7 protein-coding genes and 1 pseudogene are annotated in these 7838 nt (G+C 64.7%); 3 read left to right on the forward strand and 5 right to left on the reverse strand.

Annotation, left to right across the window (positions count from 1 at the left end):
- Positions 1-9 precede the first annotated feature (9 nt).
- The 3 genes from CC207_RS13450 (at position 10) to CC207_RS28185 (ending at position 2728) form a co-directional block, all read left to right on the forward strand.
- A complete protein-coding gene (locus CC207_RS13450) occupies positions 10-972 on the forward strand; it encodes an amino acid ABC transporter permease (RefSeq protein WP_028688381.1) in 963 nt (320 codons plus the stop codon).
- On the forward strand, positions 965-1699 hold the full coding sequence (locus CC207_RS13455) for an amino acid ABC transporter ATP-binding protein (RefSeq protein ID WP_028688380.1): 735 nt from the start codon (positions 965-967) through the stop codon (positions 1697-1699). Before CC207_RS13450 ends, CC207_RS13455 begins: the two co-directional genes overlap by 8 nt.
- Positions 1700-2485: 786 nt before the next feature.
- Entirely contained in the window at positions 2486-2728 is a 243-nt protein-coding gene (locus CC207_RS28185) for a hypothetical protein (protein ID WP_178080968.1), read from the forward strand.
- Here the strand turns inward: CC207_RS28185 and CC207_RS28340 are convergent.
- From CC207_RS28340 to CC207_RS13480, 5 genes and pseudogenes are all read right to left on the reverse strand, one after another.
- Entirely contained in the window at positions 2718-3611 is an 894-nt protein-coding gene (locus CC207_RS28340; protein WP_371916452.1) for a methyl-accepting chemotaxis protein, read from the reverse strand. The two genes, CC207_RS28185 and CC207_RS28340, sit on opposite strands and share 11 nt — an antisense overlap.
- A 9-nt stretch (positions 3612-3620) precedes the next feature.
- Positions 3621-4712: pseudogene (locus tag CC207_RS28345) on the reverse strand (methyl-accepting chemotaxis protein); the annotation flags it as partial.
- Between the two features lie 104 nt (positions 4713-4816).
- On the reverse strand, positions 4817-6733 hold the full coding sequence (locus CC207_RS13470; RefSeq protein WP_088852245.1) for a methyl-accepting chemotaxis protein: 1917 nt from the start codon (positions 6731-6733) through the stop codon (positions 4817-4819).
- 99 nt (positions 6734-6832) lie between these two features.
- Complete coding sequence (locus CC207_RS13475) at positions 6833-7540, reverse strand: 16S rRNA (uracil(1498)-N(3))-methyltransferase (protein ID WP_062360246.1); 708 nt, start codon at positions 7538-7540, stop codon at positions 6833-6835.
- Positions 7537-7838, reverse strand: a 302-nt coding sequence (locus CC207_RS13480; protein ID WP_178080969.1) for a twin-arginine translocase subunit TatC, incomplete at its 5' end; no start/stop codon positions are given. The genes CC207_RS13475 and CC207_RS13480, both read right to left, overlap by 4 nt.

Genomic DNA, 7838 nt, shown 5'->3' on the forward strand with positions numbered 1-7838 from the left:
GTACCCCACGTGATCAAACACAAGAAAGCACAGTGGCCCTGGCATGGGCTGACCGCGCTGGTCCTGGTGGGCCTGGCGTTCAGCCTGTACCTGGCTACCTCGATGATTTCCTATGAGTGGCGCTGGAACCGCGTTCCGCAATACTTCGCCTACAAGGCCGAGGAAACCCAGCGTGCCACCAACCCAGGCACGGTCGAGGAAATCGTGGTGTCCGGCGACAATGCCCGGGTCACCCTGAAGGACGAGAACGGCGACAACCAGGTCGTCGAAGTGGCCAAGGACAGCATGCTGCTGGCCCGCGGCGACGACGTCGCCGAGGGCGATGCCATCGGCGTCACCCGCCACTGGGCCGCCGGCCCCTTGGCCTGGGGTCTGTGGACGACGCTGTGGATCTCGGTGATCTCCGGCGCCCTGGGCCTGGTGATCGGCCTGTTCGCCGGGCTGTGCCGGCTGTCGAACAACCCGACCTTGCGTGATCTTTCCACTGTCTATGTCGAGCTGGTGCGTGGCACGCCGCTGCTGGTGCAGATCTTCATCTTCTACTTCTTCATCGGTACCGTGCTCAACCTGTCCCGCGAGTTCGCCGGGGTGGCGGCGCTGGCGCTGTTCACCGGCGCCTACGTGGCCGAGATCGTCCGTGCCGGCGTGCAGTCGATCGCCAAGGGGCAGAACGAGGCGGCGCGATCGCTGGGCCTGAACGGCGCCCAGTCGATGCGTCACGTGATCCTGCCGCAGGCGTTCAAGCGCGTGCTGCCGCCGCTGGCCGGGCAGTTCATCAGCCTGGTCAAGGACACCTCGCTGGTGTCGGTGATCGCCATCACCGAGCTGACCAAGAGCGGCCGCGAGGCCATCACCACCTCGTTCTCGACCTTCGAGATCTGGTTCTGCGTGGCGGGCCTGTACCTGCTGATCAACCTGCCGCTGTCGCACATCGCCAGCCGGCTCGAGCGGAGGCTTGCGCAAAGTGATTGAAGTCCGTGACCTGCTGAAAGTCTTCGACACCCGGGGCCAGGTGGTGCGCGCGGTGGACAACGTCACCACCCAGGTCGCCAAGGGCGAGGTGGTGGTGGTGCTGGGGCCGTCGGGCTCGGGCAAGTCGACCTTCCTGCGCTGCCTGAACGGCCTGGAGCATTTCGACGAGGGCCATGTGTCCATCGGCGGTTTGCAGCTGGACGACCCGAAGACCGATATCAACGCCTATCGCCGAGAAGTCGGCATGGTGTTCCAGCATTTCAACCTGTTCCCGCACATGACCGTGCTGGAGAACCTGTGCCTGGCGCAGAAGGTGGTGCGCAAGCGCAACAAGGCCGAGCGCGAGGCCAAGGCCCGGGCGTTGCTGGAAAAGGTCGGTATCGCGCAGAAGGCCAACGAGTACCCGTCGCGGCTCTCCGGTGGCCAGCAGCAGCGGGTGGCCATCGCCCGGGCCCTGGCGATGGACCCGAAGGTGATGCTGTTCGACGAACCGACCTCGGCGCTCGATCCGGAAATGGTCGGGGAGGTGCTGGATGTGATGAAGACCCTTGCCCAGGAAGGCATGACCATGGTCTGCGTGACGCACGAGATGGGCTTTGCCCGGGAAGTGGCGGATCGGGTGTTGTTCTTTGACCACGGGAAGTTGCTGGAAGATTCGCCGCCGCAGGAATTCTTTGCCGCGCCGAAGGATTTGCGGGCGCAGGCGTTCTTGCGGCAAGTTTTGTGATTGTGTTTAGACCTGCGTAAACCGTGGGTGCAATGTATGTGATCAAAACTGTTCAGGCCTCTTGCTATATATTGGCGAGAGGCCTGACTGTCGAAATACCACCACCTTCCAATCAAAGAATGCTCATTTCTTGATCTTGATCTTGATCTTGATCTTGATCTTGATCTTGCTTCTAAGTGCGCGATAGTTCAGACGCCGCTAATTGCGACTTCAGGAGGCCGAGCGGAGTTCTTGCGGAGGGAGGTGACGGGCATGGATGCCCGTCAAGCGCTGCGCCCCAGGATGGGGCGTTCAGCGCGGTCCTCCCGGGAGCAAGAACGGAGCGAGGGGACCCCGGAGCGAAGCGTAGGGGCCGTATGAATGGAGCCAGCGGTTTTTGCCTACTTTTGCCCAAGAGCAAAAGTAGGTCGCCGTAAAGGCGAAAAGGTGACTATGCGTCGATATCGCAAATGAATGCGCATATAACTTTCAAAACACACTCTCTCAAAGTCAAAGTCAAAGTCAAAGTCAAAGTCAAAGTCAAAGTCAAAGTCAAAGTCAAAGTCAAAGACGGTCGGCGTCGGTTTCTATTGTTGTAAGCGCATTCATTTACGATATCGACGCATAGTCACCTTTTCGCCCTTACGGCGAGTCACTTTTTGTCAAACGCGACAAAAAGTAACCAAAAAACGCTGCGCTCCATTCATCCGGCCCTCCGCTGCGCTCCGGGTCCCCTCACTCCGGCCTTGCTCCCGGGAGGACCGCGCTGCAGGGCCCATCCTGGGCCCCAGCGCTTGACGGGCATCCATGCCCGTCACCTCCCTCCGCAAGTCCTGCGTTCGGCCTCCTGAAGTCGCGAAGGTACGGGCGGCGCCTGGGCTGACGCAGCTGTCGCTAGTGGGCTGTGGTGTTAATCTTCTGATCGCCAAAGCCAAAGCCAAAGCCAAAGCCAAAGCCAAAGCCAAAGCCAAAGCCAAAGCCAAAGCCAAAGCCGTCGGTCTGTTTTCAGGTCCTGGCGATCTGGGCGCGCCTGCAAGGCTTAGAGATTGAACCTTCCCACCATGCCCCGCAACTGCTGCCCCAACTGCTCCAACTCCCCACTCGAAACCGCAGTCTGTTCACTGGCCGCCCGCGTCTGTTCCGAAACATCACGTACATTGATCACGTTTCGGTTGATCTGCTCGGCCACCACGCTCTGCTGCTCACTGGCCGTGGCAATCTGCTGGTTCATCCCCTGGATCGTCGACACCGTCTCGGTAATCTGCCCCAGCGCAGCGCCAGCCTTGCGGCTGAGTTCGACGCTTTGCCCGGTCAGGCGCTTGCTGTCGTCCAGAAGGCCGGTCACCTCGTCGGTGCCGCGGTGCAGGCTGTCGATCAGCAGCTCGATCTCTTCGGTCGACTGCTGCGTGCGCTGGGCCAGGCCGCGCACCTCGCCGGCCACCACGGCGAAACCGCGCCCGGCCTCGCCGGCCCGGGCCGCCTCGATGGCGGCGTTGAGCGCCAGCAGGTTGGTCTGCTCGGACACCGACTTGATCACATCGAGAATCGAACCGATACGCTGGCTTTCACCGGCCAGGTGACCCATGGCCGTGAGGCAGTGGTCCATCTGCCTCGCCAACTGCTCGATGCGGGCAATCGCCTCGGCCACCACCTGATCACCCAGCTGTGCCTGGCGGTCGGCGGTGGTGGCCGCCTGGGAGGCCTGCTCGGCATTTTGCGCGACCTCCTGCACCGTGGCGCTCATCTGGTTCATGGCCGTGGCCACCTGGTCGGTCTCCTCGCGCTGCTGGCCGATGCGCTCGCGGGTGTCCACGCTGGCGCCGGCCAGCGCCGTCGCGGCTCTGGACAGTTGGCCGACACCCTGGTCGATGCCGCCGAGCAGCTCGCGCAGGCTCAAGGTCATCTCGCGCATGCTGGCCTGCAGCTGCCCCATCTCGTCGCGGCGCTGCACCGTCTGTACCTGGCTGAGGTCGCCACGGGCGATACGCGCGGCCTGGGCCAGCACCTGGCGCAGGGGCTGGGTGACCTGCCGGGTGATCAGCCAGGCAGCGAGGATGCCGAACACCAGTGCTAGCACAGCCACGCTGGTCAGCAGCGAACGGTCGGCCAGGGCCTCGTTGTCGCGCTGCTCGACTTTGCGCTCGCTCAGTTCAACGCTTACGGTCTGCAGCTCGTCACCCATTTTCTCCATGCCGTCCTGCAACTGCTCGACCTTGAGCGCGGCCTCGCGATATTGGTGCAGGACGTCGCGGTAGCGGTCCAGTTCCACCTGTGGGCGCTGGGTCAATGTGCCGGGTAGTTCCAGCGGGGTGATTGCCCGCAGCAACTGGCCAAGGCTGGCATTCGCCGCCTGCAGCGCGTCATCGCCCATGCTGGCAAAGCTGTCCCGGGGTGAGAAGGCATAGGCTGGCACCAGGCTTTGCTGGCTGGCGGACTCGATATGGCGGCCCAGAGTGTCCATGAGACCGACCACGCTGCTCTGCAAGCCGTCGCCCGACAGCTTCAGCAGGGCTTGGGTCTGCAGTTCGTCGATCACGGTTTCGAGCACGCCAGACTGCGCCTGCATCGCCGCGTGCAAGCCTTCGCGGCTGTCCACGGTACTTTGTAAGGTGGCGAAGTCGCCTTTCAGGCGCTGCAGCAACTGCAGCTTCTGGCTCAGCATCTGTCGCGACGAATCGAGGCCGCTGCGTTGCTGCAGCAGGGTCAGGCGGTCGTGCAACTGTTCCAGGATGGTCGCGATGCGTGTCCTGCTGACGTCGTCGGCGAGTACCCGGTAGGTGATGCGCTCGGCGCGCAGGTCACGGGTCAGATCGTTGAGTTGGCCGATGTCGCTCAGTTGTTCCGAGCGCTCGATGGCGCCGTCCAGCGCACGCCAGCCGCTGAGTGTGGTGGCCAGGGTGAGCAGCAGCACCACGGCGAAACCCAGGGTGAGCTTGAGCCCGACGCCGAGGTTGCCGAGTTGGCGGTCAAGGTATCCGAACATGGCAGGTCTCCGTCCGATTGAGAAAAGGCCATGGCAGCAGATTGCCGCCATGGCCTTTGCTCATCGGCCGGAAGTCCGTCGGACTGGACCTGCAAATTGAGTAGGAAAATTCTCTGAGGGCTGAAGGGTAGTACCTACAGCCCGCAAGCCGCGAATTAGAGCCTGAAACGCCCCACCAGGCCCTGCAGGTGCGTTCCCAGGCGGGCCAGCTCGACGCTGGAGCTGGCGGTCTCCTCGCTGGCTGCCGAGGTCTGGTCGGAGATGTCGCGCACGTTCATCACGCTGCGGTTGATCTCTTCGGCCACGGCGCTCTGCTGTTCGGCGGCGGTGGCGATCTGCTGGTTCATCGACTGGATCGACGACACGGTGCGGGTGATGGTGCCCAGCGAGTCGCCAGCGCGGCGGGTCAGCTCGACGCTGCTGTCGGTCAGGGCGCGGCTGCTGTCCATGACGCTGGCCACGCGCTCGGTGCCGTTCTGCAGGCTGGCGATCAGTTCCTCGATCTCCTCGGTGGACTGCTGGGTGCGCTGGGCCAGGCTGCGCACCTCGTCGGCGACCACGGCGAAGCCACGGCCCGCTTCGCCAGCGCGGGCGGCTTCGATGGCGGCGTTGAGCGCCAGCAGGTTGGTCTGCTGGGCCACCGACTTGATCACATCCAGCACGCTGCCGATCTTGTCGCTCTCGGCCTTGAGCTGGCTCATCGCTTCGCTGGAGTTGACCACCTCGCCGGCCAGGCGCTCGATCTGGCTGATCGCCTCGCCCACCACCTTGTCACCCTCGCGGGCCTGCTGGTCGGCCATCAGCGCCGCTTCCGAGGCTTGCTCGGCGTTGCGCGCCACTTCCTGGACGGTGGCGGCCATCTCGTTCATGGCAGTGGCGACCTGGTCGGTCTCGACCTTCTGGTTGTTGACCCCGGCGCTGGTCTGCTCGGTGACCGCCGACAGTTCCTCGGCGGCGCTGGCGATCTGCGTCACGCCGTCACCAATGCCCCCGATGAGCTCACGCAGGCCCTGGGTCATGCGCTGCATGCTGGCCTGCAGCTGGCCCAGTTCGTCGCGCCGATCGGCCTTGAGGTCCTGGCGCAGGTCGCCGCCGGCCACGCGCTCGGCGGCGGCGAGGGTCTGGCGCAGCGGCACGATGATCTGACGGGTGATGGCGAAGGCGGCCAGCACCCCCAGCAGCAGCGCCAGGGCGGTGGCGCCGGCCAGCAGGGTCTTGGCCTGCTGGGTGCCCTGGTCGCGCACGGTGGTTTGCGAGACGGTCATTTCCTGGCTGGCGGACAGCAGCACCTGGCCTTGCGCGGACATGCGCGCCAGCGCCTGCTCACTGGCCGTCTGGGCGTTGCCGAACTGGTTCACCGCGTCGCGGTACGCGGCCAGTGCGCTGGCCGCGTCGTCGAGGCTGGCGGCGAATTCGGCCGGAAGCTTGCCTGGCAGGGCCTTGAGTACGGTCATGGCCTGGTCGATGGCGCCGAGCGCGGTCTGCTGGAACTCGGCCTTGCCGCTGTAGGTGTAGCCGCGCACCTGGAAGCGTGCCTGCTGCAACAGGGCGGCGACCTGCACCACCTCCTGGTACTGCTGGATATCGCCGCCCTGCAGCAGGCGCTGCTGGACCTTGGCGATCAGCTCGGCGGCCTTGTCGGCGCTGTCGCCCAAAGTGGCGCGGCTGGCCTCGCGGCGCAGGCCGGCCTGCTTGAGTTCGGTGAAGGCCTGCTGGTACTGGCGCACGGCGTCCTGCTGCTTGTCCAGGCGCTGGCGGTCGGCGGGTAGCTCGATCTGGCCGAGCATGAACTGCACCTGGCGCTCGAGGTTGGCCAGGGCTTTTTCCAGTTCCGCCACGGCGACGTCGTCTCGGTTGCGCTCATAGCCCAGGCGGGCCAGGCGCAGGTCCTGGGTGTACTGGTGGATCACCGAGATGTTGCCGAGCTTGTCGCCACGGCTGGTGACGCTGTCGATGCCCAGCCAGCCGGTGAAGGTGATGCCGAGGGTGAGCAGCAGCACCAGGCCGAAGCCGATCCCCAACTTGCGATTGACGCTTACATTTCCCAGTGACTGGGCAAACCAACGGTACATAGACGACTCCCCGGCGCGTGGCAGTGCGGATTATTGTTCTGTTGCACAGGCCATCGGCGCGGGGCGGGGAAACTTGATGGCAAAAACTTGACTATTGCGTCAGAAAATTCGCGAGAGCAGGGCGGTGACCGCCGTTTCCACCCGCAGGATGCGATCGCCCAGCTGCACCGGGGCCAGGCCGGCCTTGCCGAGCAGCTCGACCTCGTAGGGGATCCAGCCGCCTTCGGGGCCGATCGCCAGGGTCACCGGGCCTTCCACGGCGCGCGGGCAGGCAGGGTAGGGGCCGGGGTGGCCGACCAGGCCCAAGGAGCCTTCGGCGATGGCGGGCAGGCGGTCTTCGACGAAGGGCTTGAAGCGCTTCTCGATGATCACTTCCGGCAGCACCGTGTCACGGGCTTGCTCCAGGCCGAGAATGAGGTTTTCGCGGATGGTCTCGGACTGCAGAAACGGCGTCTGCCAGAAACTCTTCTCGACCTTGTAGCTGTTGACCAGGATCAGCCGCGGCACGCCCAGGGTGGCGACCGTCTGGAACAGCCGACGCAACATCTTTGGCCGCGGCACGGCCAGCACCAGGGTCAGCGGCAGCTTGGCCGGCGGCGGCTGGTCGAAGGCCACCCGCAGTTCGGCCTCATGGCCTTCGAGGCGGATGACCTCGGCCTTGCCCATCAGGCCGCCGATGCGCCCGACGCGCAGGCTGTCGCCCACCGCCACGCGGTGGATCTCCTGCATGTGGGTGAAGCGGCGATCGGCCAGGACGACACGGTCCGCCGACACGAAGTCGGCCTCTTCAAGAAGCAACAAGTTCACGGTTGGGTCGCAGGTGGCTGGTCGTTGTGGTCGTTGCTCGCTTCGTCCGGCTCGTGGCTGCGCTTGCGGATCAGGCTGCCGCACAGCACGCCGACCTCGAACAGCATCCACATGGGCACGGCCAGCAGGGTCTGGGAGAAGATGTCCGGCGGGGTGAGGATCATGCCGACCACGAAGCAGCCGATGATCACGTACGGACGGATCTTCTTCAGGTACTGCACGTCGACCACGCCGATCCACACCAGCAGTACCACCGCCACCGGGATCTCGAAGGCGACGCCGAAGGCGAAGAACAGGG

Origin of the sequence: Pseudomonas sp. DrBHI1, assembly GCF_002205115.1 — a bacterium.
GTDB lineage: Bacteria > Pseudomonadota > Gammaproteobacteria > Pseudomonadales > Pseudomonadaceae > Aquipseudomonas > Aquipseudomonas mosselii.